The sequence below is a fragment of the Bradyrhizobium sp. TM239 genome (genome assembly GCF_036247985.1).
Classification (GTDB): domain Bacteria; phylum Pseudomonadota; class Alphaproteobacteria; order Rhizobiales; family Xanthobacteraceae; genus Bradyrhizobium; species Bradyrhizobium ottawaense.
Genome location: NZ_BTIR01000010.1, coordinates 1 through 19,006, shown reverse-complemented (window position 1 = coordinate 19,006; position 19,006 = coordinate 1). Strand labels below are relative to the sequence as shown.

At 63.9% G+C, this 19,006-nt stretch carries 21 protein-coding genes and 1 pseudogene; 19 read left to right on the top strand and 3 right to left on the bottom strand.

Features of this window, described 5'->3' with window-relative positions:
• The first annotated feature begins 2 nt into the window (after positions 1 to 2).
• The 4 genes from AABA84_RS17590 to AABA84_RS17575 all read left to right on the top strand — a co-directional run bounded on the left by AABA84_RS17590 (position 3) and on the right by AABA84_RS17575 (position 3,841).
• On the top strand, positions 3 to 1,118 hold the full coding sequence (locus tag AABA84_RS17590) for a WD40 repeat domain-containing protein (RefSeq protein WP_338312614.1): 1,116 nt from the start codon (positions 3 to 5) through the stop codon (positions 1,116 to 1,118).
• 47 nt (positions 1,119 to 1,165) lie between these two features.
• The gene (locus AABA84_RS17585) at positions 1,166 to 1,348 is read left to right on the top strand and encodes a hypothetical protein (RefSeq protein WP_338312613.1); all 183 of its coding nucleotides are present in this window, start codon (positions 1,166 to 1,168) and stop codon (positions 1,346 to 1,348) included.
• Between the two features lie 357 nt (positions 1,349 to 1,705).
• Positions 1,706 to 2,083 (top strand): hypothetical protein, encoded by a 378-nt coding sequence (locus AABA84_RS17580; RefSeq protein ID WP_338312612.1) that lies wholly within the window; start codon positions 1,706 to 1,708, stop codon positions 2,081 to 2,083.
• A gap of 468 nt (positions 2,084 to 2,551) precedes the next feature.
• The gene (locus tag AABA84_RS17575) at positions 2,552 to 3,841 is read left to right on the top strand and encodes a c-type cytochrome (protein WP_338312684.1); all 1,290 of its coding nucleotides are present in this window, start codon (positions 2,552 to 2,554) and stop codon (positions 3,839 to 3,841) included.
• A gap of 5 nt (positions 3,842 to 3,846) precedes the next feature.
• Here AABA84_RS17575 and AABA84_RS17570 read toward each other — a convergent pair whose 3' ends face one another.
• Both AABA84_RS17570 and AABA84_RS17565 read right to left on the bottom strand, forming a co-directional pair.
• Positions 3,847 to 4,146: a hypothetical protein gene (locus tag AABA84_RS17570; protein ID WP_246550342.1), complete on the bottom strand. Its 300-nt coding sequence runs from the start codon at positions 4,144 to 4,146 to the stop codon at positions 3,847 to 3,849.
• 64 nt (positions 4,147 to 4,210) lie between these two features.
• Positions 4,211 to 6,181, bottom strand: a complete 1,971-nt coding sequence (locus AABA84_RS17565) for a 4Fe-4S binding protein (RefSeq protein ID WP_338312611.1) — start codon at positions 6,179 to 6,181, stop codon at positions 4,211 to 4,213.
• Between the two features lie 218 nt (positions 6,182 to 6,399).
• Here AABA84_RS17565 and AABA84_RS17560 point away from each other — a divergent pair, with 218 nt between their 5' ends.
• The 10 genes from AABA84_RS17560 to AABA84_RS17515 all read left to right on the top strand — a co-directional run bounded on the left by AABA84_RS17560 (position 6,400) and on the right by AABA84_RS17515 (position 15,509).
• Positions 6,400 to 7,086 (top strand): biotin/lipoate--protein ligase family protein, encoded by a 687-nt coding sequence (locus AABA84_RS17560; RefSeq protein WP_338312610.1) that lies wholly within the window; start codon positions 6,400 to 6,402, stop codon positions 7,084 to 7,086.
• Positions 7,083 to 7,622 carry a DUF6505 family protein gene (locus AABA84_RS17555; RefSeq protein WP_212248853.1) on the top strand — a complete coding sequence of 180 codons (540 nt, stop codon included), beginning with the start codon at positions 7,083 to 7,085 and terminating at the stop codon, positions 7,620 to 7,622. Before AABA84_RS17560 ends, AABA84_RS17555 begins: the two co-directional genes overlap by 4 nt.
• Positions 7,619 to 8,626: a DUF6352 family protein gene (locus AABA84_RS17550; protein ID WP_338312609.1), complete on the top strand. Its 1,008-nt coding sequence runs from the start codon at positions 7,619 to 7,621 to the stop codon at positions 8,624 to 8,626. The genes AABA84_RS17555 and AABA84_RS17550 overlap by 4 nt, the downstream gene beginning before the upstream one ends.
• Positions 8,623 to 9,138: a DUF3305 domain-containing protein gene (locus AABA84_RS17545; protein ID WP_338312608.1), complete on the top strand. Its 516-nt coding sequence runs from the start codon at positions 8,623 to 8,625 to the stop codon at positions 9,136 to 9,138. The genes AABA84_RS17550 and AABA84_RS17545 overlap by 4 nt, the downstream gene beginning before the upstream one ends.
• Complete coding sequence (locus tag AABA84_RS17540; protein WP_338312607.1) at positions 9,135 to 9,746, top strand: DUF3306 domain-containing protein; 612 nt, start codon at positions 9,135 to 9,137, stop codon at positions 9,744 to 9,746. The genes AABA84_RS17545 and AABA84_RS17540 overlap by 4 nt, the downstream gene beginning before the upstream one ends.
• A 137-nt stretch (positions 9,747 to 9,883) precedes the next feature.
• The gene (locus AABA84_RS17535) at positions 9,884 to 10,663 is read left to right on the top strand and encodes a molecular chaperone TorD family protein (protein WP_338312606.1); all 780 of its coding nucleotides are present in this window, start codon (positions 9,884 to 9,886) and stop codon (positions 10,661 to 10,663) included.
• A gap of 29 nt (positions 10,664 to 10,692) precedes the next feature.
• Entirely contained in the window at positions 10,693 to 10,902 is a 210-nt protein-coding gene (locus AABA84_RS17530) for a twin-arginine translocation signal domain-containing protein (protein ID WP_212248858.1), read from the top strand.
• Positions 10,903 to 10,916: 14 nt separating this feature from the next.
• The gene (locus AABA84_RS17525) at positions 10,917 to 13,859 is read left to right on the top strand and encodes a formate dehydrogenase subunit alpha (protein ID WP_338312605.1); all 2,943 of its coding nucleotides are present in this window, start codon (positions 10,917 to 10,919) and stop codon (positions 13,857 to 13,859) included.
• A gap of 12 nt (positions 13,860 to 13,871) precedes the next feature.
• Positions 13,872 to 14,468, top strand: a complete 597-nt coding sequence (gene fdh3B / locus AABA84_RS17520; RefSeq protein ID WP_007592757.1) for a formate dehydrogenase FDH3 subunit beta — start codon at positions 13,872 to 13,874, stop codon at positions 14,466 to 14,468.
• A gap of 39 nt (positions 14,469 to 14,507) precedes the next feature.
• Positions 14,508 to 15,509, top strand: coding sequence for a formate dehydrogenase subunit gamma (locus AABA84_RS17515; RefSeq protein ID WP_338312604.1), 1,002 nt, complete (start codon positions 14,508 to 14,510; stop codon positions 15,507 to 15,509).
• A 31-nt stretch (positions 15,510 to 15,540) separates the two neighbouring features.
• Here the strand turns inward: AABA84_RS17515 and AABA84_RS17510 are convergent, their stop codons facing one another.
• Positions 15,541 to 15,744: a hypothetical protein gene (locus tag AABA84_RS17510; RefSeq protein WP_246550346.1), complete on the bottom strand. Its 204-nt coding sequence runs from the start codon at positions 15,742 to 15,744 to the stop codon at positions 15,541 to 15,543.
• 550 nt (positions 15,745 to 16,294) lie between these two features.
• Between AABA84_RS17510 and AABA84_RS17505 the strand changes: the two genes are divergently transcribed.
• The 5 genes and pseudogenes from AABA84_RS17505 to AABA84_RS17485 all read left to right on the top strand — a co-directional run.
• On the top strand, positions 16,295 to 16,456 hold the full coding sequence (locus tag AABA84_RS17505) for a DUF2934 domain-containing protein (RefSeq protein WP_212248862.1): 162 nt from the start codon (positions 16,295 to 16,297) through the stop codon (positions 16,454 to 16,456).
• Positions 16,453 to 16,638, top strand: coding sequence for a hypothetical protein (locus AABA84_RS17500; RefSeq protein ID WP_338312603.1), 186 nt, complete (start codon positions 16,453 to 16,455; stop codon positions 16,636 to 16,638). The genes AABA84_RS17505 and AABA84_RS17500 overlap by 4 nt, the downstream gene beginning before the upstream one ends.
• Positions 16,639 to 16,840: 202 nt before the next feature.
• Positions 16,841 to 17,128 (top strand): DUF2934 domain-containing protein, encoded by a 288-nt coding sequence (locus tag AABA84_RS17495; RefSeq protein ID WP_212248864.1) that lies wholly within the window; start codon positions 16,841 to 16,843, stop codon positions 17,126 to 17,128.
• A 662-nt stretch (positions 17,129 to 17,790) separates the two neighbouring features.
• Entirely contained in the window at positions 17,791 to 18,615 is an 825-nt protein-coding gene (locus tag AABA84_RS17490) for an AfsR/SARP family transcriptional regulator (protein WP_212248865.1), read from the top strand.
• A gap of 86 nt (positions 18,616 to 18,701) precedes the next feature.
• Positions 18,702 to 19,006, top strand: a pseudogene (locus tag AABA84_RS17485) (hypothetical protein); the annotation flags it as partial.

Sequence of the window (19,006 nt, the reverse complement as noted above, 5' to 3'; positions counted from 1 at the left end):
CGATGGACACGATGGAAGCCGAAACCGCTACGCTCTATGAACTGCTTGGTCGGCATTGGACCATGGGGGCGCCCGTTACCAACGTGGCGTTCGACGCTGCGGGAGAGGCAGTGGCGTTCGCGCTTGCCGACGGCTCTCTGGCCATCGCTCCGCTGGCCGACAGCGAACCGCCGAAGGATCGCTATCGTATGGCCTTGGACGGCGGCCGATCGACGATCTCCCCGCGGCGGAAGCCGGTCCCGCCGGTTACGAAAGTCGTCATCAGCGATGCTTCGCTTCATCTCGCCTCGATCGAGCCTGAGGGCTTCATCGCAAGCGATGGCAGCCAGCTATTGCATGTGTCGGCATCCGGCGTCACCCGACAAGCCGCGAAGTTCGGGGCCCCGATCGATCTCGTCGCCCCGGTGCACGCCGGCGGTGTTCTGGCCGCTTCTGGCGGGTCGGTCATATACTGCGATTCCAACGGCGAGGTCGGATGGCTTCAGGAGCGTGCGGGAGGGCGTTCATCCGCGATGGCCGTCTCGCCAGACGGCCGGAGCTTCGCGACAGGAGCTGACGGTTGCCTGCTTGTGCGTGCCTTCGGACCACGGCCTGAGCCCACCATCTCAATGACCTTGGGCTCAATCTCGAGCTTGTCGTGGAGTCCCGACGGAAGCTGGTTGGCGATGTCCGTCGCAGAAGCCGGCATCGTGTTGCTGCGCCTTTCCGACGCGCGGGCCGTTCGGATTCCAAGCTATCCCGCAAGCGTCGGGTCTCTTTCGTGGAGCGCGGACTCCCGCGTTCTTGTGACGAGCGGGGCCTACCGCATCATCGCGTGGGACGTTTCCAGTCTCGACGACGGTCGCGAACAGCCGACGAGCCTGGGCACCGGCCGCGGCGGATTCGTCCTCGTCGAGGCGGTGGATATGCATCCGGGGCGTCCGTTGGTCGCGGCAGGATACACCGACGGCAGGGTCGTAATCGCCAGGATTGGCGACCCCGACGAGCTGGTCGTCAAACCGCCGGGCCAGAGCGCGGTCCAAGCCGTCCGCTGGTCCGACGACGGCCAGTACCTTGTCGTCGGAACACACGGCGGCGAGGCGGCGATCGTGACGTTTCCGCCGCAAATCTTCAAATAACGGCGAGCTGGGCGACGAGCCTTGCCGCGAGCTCCAGGAGAGAATGCATGACAGTCACTGAAGCGTCGAACGAAGCCGCAAGCAAGGATCAGTTCTTCAAGGAGCTGGCGGAGCTCACCGAGCGCATGATTGCCGCGCACGGAAAAGAGTTCTCGATGGGCGCCTTGGTGCTGGCGGCGAGGTTCATCGCCGAAAACAAGCCGTTCGAGCGGAGTGCAACAACACAGTGACGTGTCGTCTAACTGCACGCGAAATCTGAGCGAAGGGTCAAGGGGGCAATATATCGAAGCGACTTATTCGGGACAATGAGCTCGTCCACAATGCATCGCGCGGCAGCGGAGCCAGCTTGTCGGGATCGATGCACTCGAACGTGGGCCGGGGGCCGACATAGTGCTTCGACTGAATGGCCCAATCGATGAACGTGTAGAGGCCGCCCCATATGCCCGTCTCACCCATGTCGAAGCGGTGGGGCGATTGTATCTTGCCGGAATCAAGTGCCTCAGAGACGCACCCCGGTCGTAGCAAACGCCTGGGCGACGGGCTCCTGGACCCGATTCAAGACCACCATTCCCGCTATCGCGATCACCATGGCCGCGACGCAGCCAAGAAGAAAAGCCTTCATCCGCAGCCTCCTTCGATCGAACCGTCGAGGTGTTTATACGACATGGCTTGCCGCGAGCAAACTCGTTGATCGCACCGAGACACAAGCGATCTTATGGGCTCTTGAAGATGGGATCGACGGAAAATCCATCGCCCATCAAGCCCAGGGACCGAAGCGCCGCGCTATTCACGTCGACTTCCAATATCGCAAAAAGAAGCGCCAGCACGATGGCAACGAGGATCAGGAAGGGCGAGGCTTCTCGGGAAATGGGATCTTGCGGCCCATCAAGCGCGCGCAGAGCGCGCAGCCGCGCCATCATCCGCAGAAATGGCCGCGTTGGCCCCTGCATGTCAGTCGTCCTTGACGTGACCAGCCAGAGACTAGTCTTCGGACCACCGGCGTTCAAGCGGAGGATGCGCGAAGTCGGGTTATTGCATTGCACGCTCCGGAACGGAAGGCAGCGTTGCCCGGTTTAGTACACGCACCGGAGGATCCGACGTGAAATTGCCAACAACGATCTTGTGCTTCGCGGCACTCTGCTTCTTCCAGAGCGCCTCCGCCCAACCCGCGCAAACCAACTCATCTGCGGCACCAACCCCTCCCGAGGAGAAGGGCCAACTACAGCCGCAAGGCTGGACGGGCCCCATCAATACAGGTTCGGGTGGCGCGCCCGCCGAAAGCCCCCAAGGCCAGAGTCCGCCTGGAATGCAGGCCGCGCCTCAAGGATCGTCCAAGACCACGACGGCACCAGCCAAATAGATCGGTTCGGGTATTCATCTCCGTCGGCTCTTCTGCCAATCTTGAGAGCGTGAACGTGACGCGGCGAGGGTCAATGAGACTACCTTTTCGCGTGGGGAGCGCCGCAGCCTTGTGGGCCCTCTTTGCCGTATCATCCGTGCAAGCCGACATGGCTGGACACGGCGGCCCCGTTCGGGCGCTGGCCATCTCCCCCGATGGGGACGGTCTTTTGTCGGGCAGCTTCGACACAGCAGCCATTCGCTGGTCGCTGAAGACTGATACGGCAGAGCAAGTGCTGCGGTATCATGCTGATGCCGTCAACGCGGTCGCCTTTCTGAAGGACGGGGCCATGGTCACGGCCGGTGCCGATGCGCGAATTGCGGTCTGGACGGCAGGCCGCCAGCAGCCGGACCGGGTATTCGAGGGACATGTCGGTCCGATTGCCGCGCTCGCGGTCTCTCCGGAGGGGACGCTTCTCGCGTCGGCTTCATGGGATCGGACGGTGCGGCTCTGGTCGCGGTCGGACGGCGCATCGCGCGTGCTCGAAGGGCATTCGCAGAACGTCAACGGCGTCGCTTTCACGCCGGACGGCGGGTCGATTGTCAGCGTCGGTTATGATCTTACGTTGCGCATCTGGCGTTTGCCGGATGGCAAGCCCGACGTTGTGACGTTGCCGGCGCCGCTCAACGCCGTGGCCGTGGCGCCGGATGGTGAAATCGTCACAGGCGCAGTCGATGGCATGCTGCGGATGCTGACCACTGACGGCAAGGTCAGCGGCGAGGTCGCGGCCAGTCCTGCACCGGTGGTGGCCTTGACGATGTCGGCGGACGGCAGGCTGATTGCCGCGGCCAGCATCGGCGGCACGGTGGCGATCATCGATCGCAAGTCGCGCAGCCTGCTGCGAACGCTGGTCGGGCCGGGGGCCCCGGTGTGGTCGGTCGCCTTCCTGCCGGATGGCGAGACGCTGATGACGGGAGGCGCGGACGGCAGGATCAGGCGCTGGAACGCGCGCACCGGTGATCCCATGGGTTCGAACCATGTGGGAACGCCGGCCGATCCGCTCGTCGCCTATGCGGGCGATCAGGGCGCGGATGTATTTCGGGCGTGCGTTGCCTGTCACACGCTGTCGGACAAGGAGGCGCAGCGCGCGGGCCCGACGCTTGCGGGACTATACGGCCGCAAGATCGCATCGCTCCCGGGCTATCGCTTCTCCGAGGCGCTGAAGACCATGGATATCGTCTGGTCGCCGGAGACGGTCGCAAAGCTGTTCGAGGTTGGACCGAACGCCTACACCCCCGGCACCAAGATGCCGGAGCAGCGCATCGGTTCGGCCGAGGACCGCCGCGCGCTGACCGACTTCCTCGGCCGTGCGACGTCGCGATAGCGACCTCAGATCGAGTCCCAATTGTCCATCGGGAGATCTCTCATCTCCGGATGCAGCTTGAGGATCTGAATGACGTCGATGTTGGGGTGCTCCTTTAGAGCTTCCGCAACGCAGTGATTGACGTATTTCCGGCGCGACAGCCACGCGACCTTCTTACCCTTGGCTTCGGCCTTGCAGGCGGCGATCGCCTGCTTCACGGCGGTCTTCTGCGCCTTGGTGAGGGGAGGAGCGGCAGCTTCGGCAACTCCGCCGGCGAGAGCGATGGAGATCATGCACGTCGACAGAGCTGTGATCAAACGAGACATGGTGATGCTTCCTTGGTGATGCTTCCTTGGTTTCCGACCCTGCGAAGATGTCCGTTAGTTTCGTCTAGTCCGTGCCATCGCGCTGGCGCAGATAGTCATCCGTCGTCCGCGGCGGCGTTCGTTCGGAAGCGCCCTTGAACGGATCGAATTGCTGTTCACTCATGACGATGACGCGGCAGTCTGCGCACATCCTGAGTGCCTCGAGCCGCTTGTCGCCGGCCGGATACATCCAGTGCCGTCCCTCGAGCTTGGCCGCTATGCGGTCGATCGTGCTTTTGACGCCGAAGGCGGTGCCGCAGCGGACACAGAGCGCGGGCTCCTCCTCCTTGATAATCGCGGCGGGAGCGCGGGCCGCCCGGAAATCGATCTGCGGCTTGAGGCTGATGACGCTTTCCGGACAGGTGCTCTGGCACAGGCCGCATTGCACGCAGGCATCCTCCACGAACTTCAGCACGGGCCGCTCGGGATCGTCGCGCAGCGCGCCGGTCGGGCACGCCGAGACGCAAGAGAGGCACAGCGTACAGCCGCTGGTATCAACGCTGACTGCGCCGACCGGCGCACCGGGCGGCAGGGCAATCACGTCGACCGGCTTCGGCGCCAGGCGGTGCAGCTCGCTCAGGGCGAACCGCAAAAGGTCGCGCCGCTTGCCGACGGTCCTGAAGGTCGCGGGCGTCGCGACCGCTGCGAGCGCGCCGATACCTGCCAAATGCTCGCCGAGGGCATCGGGATCATCCGTTTCGATGGTGGCGAGGCGGCGGCCCTCGAAGCCGAGGCCGCCAACGATCGCTTCGGCCATGCCGATCGTCTGCGTCAGTCCGGTTACGTCATGGCGTGGTCTTGCGCGCAGCAGGAACCGTACCGCCGATGCGCCATAGGCAAGGGCGCCGACGATCGCCTCCAGCCCGAGTTGCGTGAGTTCGTTGACGGCAAAGGGAAGCACGTTCGCCGGCAAACCGTCGCCATGACGCGCCAGGGCCTCGATCAACGGTGTGCCGTGCGGGCTGTCATGAAAGAGCAGAACTGCATTCGTGCCACCGGCATTGTGGTACGTGAGCAGCATGGCTCGAATTCTCTGTAGCTGCGTATCGGCGGGCGGAAGCGCATAGGATGCCGCGCCGGTCGGGCAGGCGGCGGCGCATTGGCCGCAGCCCGCGCAGATGTTCGGATCGATTTCGACGTGATTGCCGACGGGCGTGATCGCCCCGGTCGGGCAGAGATCGAGGCAGCGATGGCACCCCGTGCGGTTCGAGCGCGAATGGGCGCAAAGACCGGGCGTAACGTCAACATATCTCGGCTTGTCGAAGCTGCCGACGAGATCACGCGCGGTCAGCACGGCGCGAAGCACCGCGGCGGGATCGTTCGGATCTGCGCGAAGATAGCCGTCGCGTAACTCATGTGCAGGAAACAGCGGCATTCCGCCGGAAAGGTCGAGCACGATGTCGCAGCGCGAGGTGACCCCGCTTCTCGGCGCGTCCAGCACGAAGCGATCGCGCGAAGACGGGCGGGGACGCGCATAATCGTCGATCGCAAGCTCGAAGGCGCCGAAATGTCCCTTCGCGGAGCGGATCGTCCCCTTCACGATCGGGAAGGCCGTTGCAACGGGTGGCACCATCTCATCGAGTTGCTTCAGCATCACCGTGACGTCGAGGTGATCCGCAAGCAGGCGGCCTGCCTCGATCGCAGCCTCATCGCGCCCGTAGACCAGGACCACGCCCTCGCTCGACAAGGTGACGAGCGGATAGTCCGGGGCCGGGATGGAGGCGGATGCGAGCAGGGCGGCCATTTTCGCACCGGCCCGTACGCCGTCTCGCGACCATCCGGCCGTTTCGCGAATGTTGACGAAGCTGATCGCATCAGGCCGTTCGCCGGCCTCCTCAGCAAACTGCGCCGCCTGCTGCGTGCAAGCCACCGTCAGCGCGCCGCCAGCGGCGGCCGCCGTGCGGAAGTGATCGAGCTCGGCGCCGCAGAGATGGCGAAAGCCCTTGATCTCGCTGTTGGGGCATCCTCGCCGGATCGTGGCCACGTCGAGACGCATCGTGTCTTCGCACGAGCAGATCAGGACGGTCTTCGATGGCTGTTCCAGGTTGACCCCTCCGCCATTCGGGCGCCGACGACGGACTCGCGCCGGCCCCTCGCCTCGTATAGACATTATCCATCGGGAAGAAAAGGAAAGCGGAGGACGGCCTGCCGTCGATCCCAGTGAGCCACGTTTCCCTGGCAGAACCGATCCAGCTCCCGCCGCCGTTCACATTGGTGCGGTTGCGCGAGAGTGGCGACGCTTTTGCCCACGCATGCCGCATTGCACCGGAGAGTGGCGCCGGCACGCTCGTCTATGTTGGGCGCTTTGACCTGGCGGAGTTCGCCGTGGTGCTCGAGCCGGCCGAGCCGCTGCATAGCGCGCGGCGCGCGTTCTACGCCGGCATGGTCGCGCTCACCGATGCCCTGCGCGCCTGCGCGCCGCCGAGCAAGCCGATCGCGATCGGCTGGCCGGACGCCGTCAGGATCAACGGAGGTCTGGTCGGCGGCGGCCGCATGGGATGGCCTCTCGCGGCCGTTGAGGAGGAGCCGCCGCCGTGGCTGGTGTTCGGAGCGATGATCCGGACGATTGCCATGAATGACGATGAGCCGGGGGTTCATCCGCTCGCCTCGGCGCTCGACCAGGAAGGCTTTGGCGAGGCCGGCGCGGCGCAGGTCACGGAGAGCTTTGCCCGGCACCTGATGCTGGCATTCGATGGCTGGCAGGCGGACGGTTTTGACGGCGTCGCGCGCGAATATCTTTCCCGCATGCCCCGTGAACGGCAGACCGTGCGGCGGATCGACGATCGCGGCGATCTCCTCACGCGCCGGATCGGGATGGGCGCGATCGAACGTGGCGACCTCGTGCAGGCGCTCGCGGCGCCATCCTGGCTCGATCCGGTACGCGGAGGGCCGCGGCTGTGAAGCTTCTGCGTACCATCGCGCTCGATCCCTCCGACACCTTCGTGTTCGACGTGGCGGCGGAGCCGGGCGAATGGGCCGTCTCCGGCGCTTTTCGCTTCTGGGATCGCGGTGGAGGAGAGCTCGAAGGCAAGGAGCGCGCGGCGTTTCGCGGCGGTTTCCTCGGGGTGCAATCCTGGGGCTGGTCGACACTGGCGCAGATCGTTCCGGCGACCGAGGAGGATTGCCGCAGCCTGGTCGATCTCCTTGCCAGGCAACTCGTCGATCGTTTCGGAGCGCCGGACGTGGCGACCGCGAAGACGGCCGCGGAAGAAGAGGTGGCATTTTCGCAGTCGCTCTGCAGTCATCCGATCAGCTCACTTATTGCAGTGCACCGGACGGCAAACGACGGCGAGGTCCGCGAGTCCTTCCGCCGACTGCAGCTCCGCGAAGGGGATAGGCATGGCAAGGCGTTCTCGTTCATGGAAATGGAGGATGACATCGAGCCCGACAGCAATCTCAAGCTTGCGCATCTGGGTCGGGGGCCAACCGTCGGATGAACGATTTCTGGATCGCCTGCGGCCATCATCTGCTCGAGCGCGGCGAGGGCGGTGGACTGTGCGTCACCGACGAATTCCTCAAGGCCTATATTGCCCGTCCCGAACTGATGCCGCCGGAGGATGCGTGCCCGGTCGAACGCAGGCTGCACCGTGAATTGCTCGCCGACCCGCGCCAACCGGTCGGCGTCGGCGACATCGCCGGAATTGCCGATCCCGACGCCCGGGAGAACTGGCAGTTCGTGCTGGCCTTTCGCGATCTCCTGTTGCGGCACCCGACGCTCGAAGCCGCCTATCTTGCATCGGTGCGATCGGGCGCAAACGATCTGCCGCCGCTGTTCGTCAATCAGCTCGTGCATGTCATCCTGCGCAATGCGCTTGATGGTTGCGACGACCCGTTCGTGCTGCGTGCGGCCGAGCTGTTCTTCCGGATGCAGCGGATCCTGCCGCATGAGCAGGCCCTGCTGCTCGGAGACGAGGAGATCGTCGGCGGCCGGAACCCGACCCCGGTGCTCTCGCTGATGTCGATGCTGGGCGCCACGACCGATGCGGTGGTCGACGTGTTGAGCGAGGAGAATCTCGGGACCTATTGGCAGCGCAGCGACCAGTTCGACATGGCCCTCGACCTCACGGCCGGCGGACGCGGACCAGCCGCGCTGGCGCAGGCGATGACGCGCTGGATCTCCCATCTGCTTGGCATCGACGTCGTGATCGAGCCACTGCGCGCGTTGCAGGATGCTAAGCTCAGCTGGTATGTCGGGCTCGATGCCGACGCCACCAGGCTCGGCGACCGCCTTTGGCATGGCGAGGAACTCGATCAGCCCAGCGCCGATCGATTACTCGCATTGTTCCGGCTGACCCTTGCGGATGCAAGCCGCGCGCTCGACGATGTCAGGGACGAGCCGGTCTACCTGATCTTGTCGATGACGGCGGATCAGAAGCTGCGGTTGAAGCCGCAGAATCTGCTGACCGGGCTGCCGGTGAAACGCCTGGAGATGGTGACATGAGCCCTGCAGCGCTGCCATTGCTGTCCATTGCGATCGGCGTCGTGGTCGAGCGGCGCAAGGCTGACTCGCCCTGGGTCGATTTCGTCTGGCGCGGGATCGCCGTCCTGCCGGACGAGCCGGCCACGAGACCCTGGACCGTGCTTCGCGAGCAGGACGGCACGACGCTGTTCTATGCCGGAAGCGCGGCCGTCGATCTCTATCCGTCCGAGACGGCGCGCTATCGCGACAATCTCGCCTCCGGCAGTCCGAGCATCTGGACCGTGCTATCGCCCTCGGAAGGCGCCTGGCCCTATGCCATCACCGCGGTGACCGCCGATCCCGCGGAGGGCGAGGGTTTTACCGAAGCCGCCGACAATCTCGTCGAGGCCGTGCCGATGCCGGAGGTGCTGCGCGAAATCATTGAAAGGTTCGTGGCCGAGCACCATGTCGAGCGGGAATTCGTCAAGCGCAAGCGGCGCCGCGCCGACCCGGAGGCGCTGGCGCGCCGCGAACATGAAGGCGGACAGGAATGAGCGACGAGGAGTTCCTTGCACGCTGGTCACGCCGCAAGCGTGAGTCGCAGGCGGAACCGGCGAAGCCTGTCGGGGCGCAGCCCACGCCTCCGTCCGAGGCAAAGGACGACGAGAGCGAGGTCGGTCTCTCGAGCCTGCCGTCGATCGACGAGATCAACGCTACGACCGACGTCACCGCCTTCCTGAGCAAGGGTATTCCGCAGGAGTTGAGCCGTGCGGCGCTTCGCCGCGCCTGGGCGGCCGATCCCGCCATTCGCGACTTCGTCGGGCTCGCGGAGAATGCGTGGGACTTCAACGATCCGACCGCGATGCCGGGTTTTGGGCCGCTCGATTGCTCCTCGGAGGAACTGGCCGCGCTCGTCGATCGCATCGTCGGCGGGGTGCGTGAGGCAGTCCGGTCTCTCCCCGAGGCGACGATTGAAACCGCGGATTCTTCAGCGCAATTGCATCAGGCCGATGCGACCGCCGTATCCGATATCGTCGAGCCGCCGGTCGAGGCGGAATACAAGGCGATCCCTGCTGCAGCGCAACCGACGGTGGCGGACAGATCTGCGGATTTTGCCGAGCCCGTCAGGCCGCGTACGCACGGTGGTGCACTGCCGCACTGAGTAGCACGACCAAAGACTATAGGCCGGGGCTATGGGCGGGCGATTGACGGTTCGTGGAACCGGGATTACGCTTCTCCTTAGTGCTTTGTTAGAAAAGCAAAAATCAAGCAGACGGGACTCTTGGATGGGAGGTCCACGTGCGTGATGACGGGCTTGATCGCGCGATCGATGCCGCAGGCGGCATCGCTCCGCTTGCGCGCAAAATAGGTATCAGCCAGCCGTCCGTCTCGAACTGGACTCGCGTGCCCGCACAACGGGTGATTGCAGTCGAAACCGCCACTGGCGTTCCTCGCAACGACCTGCGGCCCGATCTCTACAGCGAACAAGCCGTTTCCTCGGAGCTCGTCGATCCCGTCGATGCTGCGCGTGCACAGGAATACGCGCTGCTGGCAATGCTGCTGTCCGCGCCGCCGTCGAGACGATTGCTCGACCAGCTCGCCGCATTGACCGGTGACGCGACGCCGCTCGGGCGCGCGCACGCGATGCTGGCCGACGCCGCCTCGAGCGCCGTCGCAGCGAAGGTCGAGCGCGAATATTTCGATCTGTTCGTGGGGCTCGGTCGCGGCGAATTGCTGCCTTACGCCTCCTATTATCTCACCGGCTTCCTCAACGAACGGCCATTGTCGCGCCTGCGTGCGGACCTGGCGGGGCTCGGCATCGAGCGGGTTGCCAACAATCCCGAGCCCGAGGATTCCGCCGCCATCCTGTGCGAGATCATGTCGGGCCTTGCCGGCGGGCATTTCGGCGTCTCGCCCGATGCCCAGCGCGCCTTCTTCGAAAAACATGTGTCGCCCTGGATGGGGCGGCTGTTCGCCGACATCGAGAGTGCCGGGACCGCCCGTTTCTATCGGGCGGTCGGCGCGCTCGGTCGCACCTTCATCGGGATCGAGACGGAAGCATTCACATTCGCCAACTGATCGACGCGCGTCGGTCCGGGAGAGATGCGATGAGTGAGGAAACCAAAGCCAAGGTCGGACGCCGCGATTTCTTGCGCAAGGTCGGCGTCGGCACGGTCGGCGCCGGCGCGACGCTCGCGACGCCGCTGGTCGGCTCCGCGCAAGCGGACAGCGAGAAGGACGATGAGAAGCGCAAGGCGCGCTACAAGGAATCCGACCACGTGAAGGCCTATTACCGCGTCAATCGCTACCCGGCTTGAGAGGGAGGCCGCCCGTGCTTATCAAGCGAACACACCAGCGTTCCGATCGCCGCGGCTCCGTCGCGAACACCCTGGCAGGCCAGACCACCGGTCTCGATCGCCGCACCTTCCTCCTTCGGTCCGGTCTTGCGGGTGGCGCGCTCGCAGCACTCGGCACCATGCCGGTTTCAGGCGTGCGCAAGGCGGAAGCGGCCGCTGCGGGGCCGCTGACCGTCGGCGCCGCCGTCAAGAAGAGCATCTGCACGCATTGCTCGGTCGGATGCACCGTGACCGCGGAGGTCTTGAACGGGGTCTGGATCGGCCAGGAGCCGAGCTGGGAGTCCCCCATCAATCGCGGATCTCATTGCGCGAAGGGCGCTTCCGTGCGCGAGCTGGTGCACAGCGAGCGGCGTCTGCGCTATCCGATGAAGCTCGTGAACGGGCAATGGACGCGCGTCTCCTGGGACACCGCGATCAACGAGATCGGCGACAAGATCCTCGAGATTCGCGAAAAATCGGGACCGGATTCCGTCTATTGGCTCGGCTCGGCCAAGATGACCAATGAAGGCTCGTATCTGTTCCGCAAGCTCGGGGCGTTCTGGGGCACCAATAACACCGATCATCAGGCCCGCATCTGCCATTCCACCACCGTCACCGGCGTCGCCAACACCTGGGGCTACGGCGCGATGACCAATAGCTACAACGATATTCGCAATGCCAAGACCCAGATGATCATGGGTGGCAATCCGGCGGAGGCGCATCCGGTTTCGTTGCAGCATCTGCTCGAGGGCAAGGAGCTGCAAAAGGCCAACTTCATCGTCATTGATCCGCGCATGACGCGCACCGCCGCGCACGCGACGGAATTCGTGCGGATGCGTCCGGGCACCGACATTCCGGTGCTCTATGGCATCATGTGGCACATCCTCCAGAACGGCTGGGAGGACAAGGAATTCATCAAGCAGCGCGTCTACGGCTTCGACGATCTCCGCAAGGAAGTGGAGAAATGGAATCCGCAAGAGGTCGAGCGCGTCACCGGCATTCCCGGCGAACAGCTCAAGCGGGTGGCCAAGATGTTCGCCACCGAGAAGCCGTCGACGCTGATCTGGGCCATGGGCCAGACCCAGAAGACCGTCGGCACCGCCAATGTGCGGGCGAGCTGCATCCTGCTGCTCATGACCGGCAATGTCGGCGGACGGGGCATGGGCGCCAACATCTTCCGCGGCCACGACAACGTGCAGGGCGCGACCGATGTCGGGCTCGATATCGTGACGTTACCGTTCTACTACGGCCTTGCCGAGGGCGCCTGGAAGCACTGGTCGCGGGTCTGGGAAGTCGACTACGAGTTCCTGAAGTCGCGCTTTGATTCCAAGCAGATCATGGAAACTCCCGGCATTCCGCTGACGCGCTGGTTCGAGGCGGTGACGCTGCCGAAAGATCAAATCGCCCAGAAGGACAACGTGCGGGCCGTGTTCGTTCAGGGCCACGCCAGCAACAGCATCACGCGCATTCCGGAGTCTCTCAAGGGCCTGAAGGCGCTGGACCTGCTCGTCATTGCCGACCCGCATCCCACGACCTGGGCGTCGCTGGCGGTGGAGGCTGGCCGCAACGATGGCATCTACATTCTCCCGGTGGCCACGCAATTCGAGTGCAAGGGATCTCGCGTCGCCTCGAACCGCTCGCTGCAATGGGGCGAGCAGATCGTGAAGCCGATCTTCGAATCCAAGGACGACCTCGAGGTCATCTATCTGGTGGCCAGGAAGCTCGGCTTCGCCGACCAGATGTTCAAGAAGATCAAGGTCGAAAACAACCTGCCTGAAGCGGAAGATGTGCTGCGCGAGATGAACCGCGGCAGCTGGTCGACCGGCTATTGCGGCCAGTCGCCGGAGCGGCTCAAGGCGCACATGAAGAACCAGGCGAAGTTCGACATGCTGACGATGCGCGCGCCCAAGGACGATCCCGAGGTCGGCGGCGATTATTACGGCCTGCCGTGGCCGTGCTGGGGCTCGCCGGAGGTCAAGCATCCCGGCACGCCGCTGCTCTACAACACCAATCTCGCGGTGATGGACGGCGGCGGCACGTTCCGACCACGCTTCGGTATCGAGCGCGAGGAGAAGCTGCCGGACGGAACCACGCGCAAGGTCAGCATGCTGGCCGACAAATCCTATTCAAAGGATTCCGAGATCCAGGACGGCTACCCCGAATTCACGCTGGCGAGCCTGAAGAAGCTCGGCTGGGACACTGATCTCACCGAAGCGGAGATGGCCACGATCATGAAGGTCAATCCGACCAATCCGGATTCGGTGTCGTGGTCGCTCGATCTCTCGGGCGGCATCCAGCGGGTTGCGCTCAAGCATGGCTGCGTGCCTTATGGCAATGGCAAGGCTCGCATGAACGCATTCGGCCTGCCTGATCCGATTCCGGTCCATCGCGAGCCGATCTACACGCCACGCGTCGACCTCGTCGAGAAATATCCGACGCTGCCCGACGCCAAGCAGTTCCGCATGCCCAATATCGGCTTCTCGGTGCAGAAGGCCGCCGTGGAGAAGGGGATTGCCAAGCAGTTCCCGCTCATCCTCTCCTCGGGCCGTCTGGTCGAGTATGAGGGCGGTGGCGAGGAGACGCGTACCAATCCGTGGCTTGCCGAACTGCAGCAGGACATGTTCATCGAGATCAATCCGGCCGATGCTGCCGATCGCGGCGTCAAGGACGGCGGCTGGGTCTGGGTCACGGGCGCGGAGAACAATTCCAGGGCGAGGATGAAGGCGCTCGTCACCGAGCGCGTCGGCAAGGGCGTCGCCTGGATGCCTTTCCATTTCGGCGGCTGGCTGGGAGGCAAGGATCTTCGCAGCGCCTACCCGAAGGGGACCGATCCGATCGTTCTTGGCGAAAGCGCGAACACCATCACAACCTACGGATACGATCCCGCGACCGGTATGCAGGAGCCCAAGGTCACGCTTTGCCAGATCGCAGCGGCATAAGGAGCAACGACGATGGCACGTATGAAATTCCTCTGCGACGCCGACCGTTGCATCGAATGCAATGCCTGCGTCACTGCCTGCAAGAACGAGCATGAGGTGCCCTGGGGCATCAATCGGCGCCGCGTGGTCACCATCAATGACGGCAAGCCGGGCGAGCGCTCGATCTCGATGGCCTGCATGCATTGCACCGACGCGCCTTGCGCGGCGGTGTGCCCGGTGAACTGCTTCTACACCACCGCCGATGGCGTGGTGCTGCATTCCAAGGATCTCTGCATCGGCTGCGGGTATTGCTTCTACGCCTGTCCGTTCGGCGCGCCGCAATATCCGAAGGTCGGAAACTTCGGCTCGCGCGGCAAGATGGACAAATGCACCTATTGCGCCGGCGGCCCGGAGGCCGACGGAAGCAAGGAGGAATACGAGAAGTACGGCGCCAACCGCCTGGCCGAGGGCAAGCTGCCGCTGTGTGCCGAAATGTGCTCGACCAAGTCGTTGCTTGCGGGCGACGGCGAGATCATTGCCCAGATCTACAAGGAGCGCGTCATGAAGCGCGGCTACGGCTCGGGCGCGTGGGGCTGGAAAACCGCGTATCGCGAAACGATCGAGTCCTGAAATGGACGGCCGAAGGGCGCACAACACCGGGAGGACGTGATGGCGTCATTTGAAAGGATCATTCGCCTGGCTTTCGGCGCGTGCGCGCTGCTCCTCTTGGTCATGGCGGCGCCCGCAAGTGCCCAGCAGGTCAATCCGACCGCGAGTGCGGTCAAGGAGCAGCAGCTTTTGCAGGAGCTCAACCGGATCCAGGGTCGCGTCAGCATTCCCGATCAGCGGTCGGGCGTTCTCGAGCAGCCGCAGGGTCGGGAATGGCGGGAATTCCGCAACGTGACATTGCGCTGGATTGGCGGCATTGCCATCCTCGGCATGATCGCGGCCATCGTCATCTTCTATCTCTCCGTCGGGATGGTCCGTCTCGAAGCCGGACGGTCGGGCCGCACCATCGTGCGCTTCAACATGTTTGAACGGTTCGTGCACTGGATGACGGCAACCTGCTTCATCGTTCTGGCCATTTCCGGGCTGAACATCACGTTCGGCCGGCCATTGCTGCTGCCGCTGATCGGCTTCGAAGCCTTCTCCGAATGGTCGCAATGGGCAAAGTACGCCCACAACTATCTGAGCTTCCCGTTCACCATCGGCGTCGTCCTGATCTTCCTGATGTGGGTCGGCGGCAATATCCCGAACAAGGTGGATGTCGATTGGGCCAGGCGCGGCGGCGGCCTGATCGGTCACGATCATCCGCCGGCCTATCGCTTCAATGCCGGCCAGAAGATGATCTACTGGATCGTCGTGATCGGCGGCGGTCTGGTTGCAACCACGGGGTACGCGCTGATGTTCCCGTTCTATATGACCGGGATCGAGGCCATGCAGATGGCCCAGATCGTCCACTCCATTGTGGCCGTCCTGTTTGTCGCGGCGATGATCGGGCACATCTATATTGGCACCATCGGAATGGAAGGTGCGTTCGAGGCGATGGGCTCAGGCGAGGTCGACGTCAACTGGGCGCGCGAACACCACAGCCTCTGGCTCGACGAGCAGAGGGCGCGAACGGGACCGAACGACGGACGGCCGCACCCCGCAACCGCGGCGGCGGAGTAGAGCGGGACAGCCTGAGAGCGGACGGTGCGCTCTACTGAGCCGGTTCTCTCGCAAACAGGACGGAGCGGTCCTGCATCTCCTGTTCGGGGAGCTTGCCGGACTGAGCCGTCTGCATGTCCTGGATGGATGGCATGCCGCTTTGACCGAAATGGAGCAATGCGTGCGATCTGAGCACGCCCGTGGCGGTGCCGGCGAGAAACAAGGCTGCAATGAGCGAGAGCATGAGGCGTTTCATGCGCATCTCCGTCTGCCATTTCCACCCGGCACAACGGATACACCTGGATTGTCGCGCGCGATGTGAGCCACTTCACAGCCGGCGGTTCCACAATTGTTGAAGGAACCCGGCGGTGGATGGGCGCCGAATGCCGGCGTCAGCTCAGGCCTGGCCTCGGAGCAGACCCCTCCAGCGCAAAACTCGGCTCAACCTTGAGAGGGCCCTCACGCCGAAGACTGAATAGGGTATCGCAGCTCCGATGGGTGTGGGGAAAGGCAGTCGCGCTCTCCCGCTACCAACAATTTCAACCCGCTCCCGATATCTGTCGCGCAAGGCTTCGACGCAAGGCTTCGACCACAAGGCTTCGACCACAAGGCTTGGACCACAAGGTTTGGGCCCACGCCGCGCTGGCGCGCCGCGTCGCCTGGCGCGCGCGACTAGGAACTCCCGGGCACGATCAAAGCTTGAATCCGCGGACCAGCCTCGCCGCCGATCGCTGGCCTGCACGGCCCCGCCTCCAAGCCCCCCATACCCCCCAGGGTGGGGCCGTGCTTCACGAGAGGAGATGCAATTGTCCGAGCCGACCGAGCAAGAGATCAGAGAACGCGCGCACCGCTTGTGGGAGCAAGACGGCAAGCCCGAAGGCCGTGAAGAGGAATTTTGGAACGCGGCCGAGCAAGAGCTGCGCAACGAGGATAAGTCGAACACGTTGCGGACGCCGGATACGCTGTGACCGACAAGAAGTGCCCATTTTGCCAGGGCCTGGGATGGGTCTGTGAGAACCATCCGCTCCGGGCCTGGAGCGAGAAGCTCGGCGGCTGCCGCTGCGGTGAGGGCATGCCCTGCACCTGCAACACGACCGAGGATCCGGAAACGCGCGTGGTGATCGTCGAAGCCGACACGACGTGGCATTGAGCTGCGTCGGCGTTCTCGACGTGATGGTGCGCAGGATGGGTGAGCCCTTGCGAAACCAGACGGCTGCCGCTTCGCTCGACCCTCCTGCCAGCCCGAGCCATCCGACGCGCTGCTGCGTTGGGAACAGACTATCCCCGAAAGGAATTCAATCTCCGAACAGTACGGGCTCTGACAACAATCCTTTCCCACGGCAGTGTCGGTGGTGGACGAGCAGAAAAAGATAGAGCACCAGATCGAACTCGCCACGCGAGCGGCCGCGCTCGTCAGGGACGAAACCACCGGCCAGCGCTTCCGGAGTTTTGCCGAGGAGCTGAAACGAAAGCTCCGCCGCATGATGCGCCGCGGCCAGGTACGCGCACGCGCCTACGAGCTCTGGGAGCAGGCGGGACGGCCAAGCCATCGCGAGCTGGAGTTCTGGCTCGAAGCGGAGCGGCAGTTCGAGGAGGAGCGCGAGGAGCGGAGGGGCTCCGATACGTCCTCGAAACGATAGCTGCCGGCGCGATGGAGGGGCACCCATCCGGGCCTTTGCAAGGCCGTCATGCCCGGGCTCGTGTCCCGCCTGCGGCGCAGCGCGAGGGGGAACCCCTCCCTCTCCGCCGTCGTCCGAATTTCCATCCAGAAGAAATCGGTGACTGTGGCTGACGCACACGCAGCGACTCTCTGACGCACGCCCTGGTGCGAGGTTGCGTCCCTGCGGTTCCGGCTTTGAGCGCGGCCAAGTGCACGACACACGCATTTGTGGAACGATTGACGCAACCTTCGCAGCGACGGGACGACATTTGCACAACGTTTGGCGTGACATATCATGCAAGCTCGCGCAGCTGTTCCGTGTTCGCAATCACCGAACGCATCAAATGCGAGCAATCGCCGCGCCTACAATTCCCATTCTGCCTATGGGCTACCTCACACATTGAAAATGAGCGGTCTCACAATTTGCTGACACGATGCCAGGCGTCATCCGTTGCTTTGTCTAATTCAGGTTGTATGGTGGCCGCGAGAGCATTTCGACTTGGTCGATGACGTGTGGGCGGTGGGTGCTGTCCACATCGTTGGTGATCGTGATCAGAAGATCGGAAGATCAGAAGATCAGAAAAAAATGTTTGCCAGTGGATGAAATGAGGGACAGAGGACAATGACCGAAGGATTAGGACAATGTCGCTGCTCCAGATCAATCTCTTCGGCGGTGTCGAAGTAGTTTCTGCTTCCGGTGAATCGGTATCGATCCCCAGCCGCAAGGCTGCGACTCTTCTGGGCTATGTCGCCCTCAGTTCCCCACGGGCCATTTCACGCGGCAAGCTCGCCACCCTGTTATGGGACGGTCACTTCAGCGATCGCGCGCGCGCCAGCCTTCGACAAGCTCTGCTCACATTGCGGCGCGTGCTGCCGCAATATTCCGATGTGATCTCGGCCGATCGCGACGACATCCGTATCTGCCCGACCACGATAAGTACCGATGTCTGGGAATTCGAGCGCCTGCTGAGGGAGGGCCATCCCGAGCGGTTGGCCCGTGCGGCGGCGCTTTATCGAGGCGACCTTCTCGAGGGCCTCGGCTCGACGTCTTGCCAATTCGAGGCCTGGCTGTCTGCCGAGCGCCAGCGACTGAGAACACTAGCGATGCAGGCGCTTGCGGGCCTGCTGGACGCCGACGAGCGCGAACACATGGATATCGCGATCGCGCTCGCGCTGCGCATTCTCGCGATCGACCCGCTTCAGGAGGGGGTCCATCGCATATTGATGCGCTGTTATGCGCAGCAAGGTCGCCGTGCCGACGCGTTGCGCCAGTATGACCTGTGCCGCTCCGTGCTGTGGCGGGACGTTCGCGCAGTGCCGGAGCAGGAGACCGAACAGCTGCAGCGCGAGATTCGCCGCATGTTCTGCGCGTCCCCGCGATCTGCCTCACTCAAATTGCCCCGCGCCAAGAACTTTGACGCAACTTTCACGCTCGACGTGACGCCTGCATCACGATCCCTGTCGTAGCTCTAGCCGCCCGCACAGTGATCCCGACTCCCTTCGGGAAGCGCGTGTCGCTCGCGGGTCAGGCACTTCATCAGGAGATTTTGATCATGACTGGAACACAGCAGCAGTACGAGGATTACGGCCAACTGGACCCGCAGGGGATTTTCGGCTCCATCCTCGGCGGTGCGGCCGGACGCGTTATCGGTGGTCTGCTCGGCGGCAAGAAGGGAAAGACCATCGGCGGTGTCGTCGGCAATATCGGCGGAGGTTTCCTGCCGTTTTCCGCCGGTCCGGACATGCCGCAAGGGGCGGCGCAGGTCTCCGAGATGGAGCTGCAGAGCTTCTGGAGCGTGCTGAAGAAGATCGGCCAGGGCGTGCAGACCGGTGTGAACATCGGTCACCAGCTCGGCGT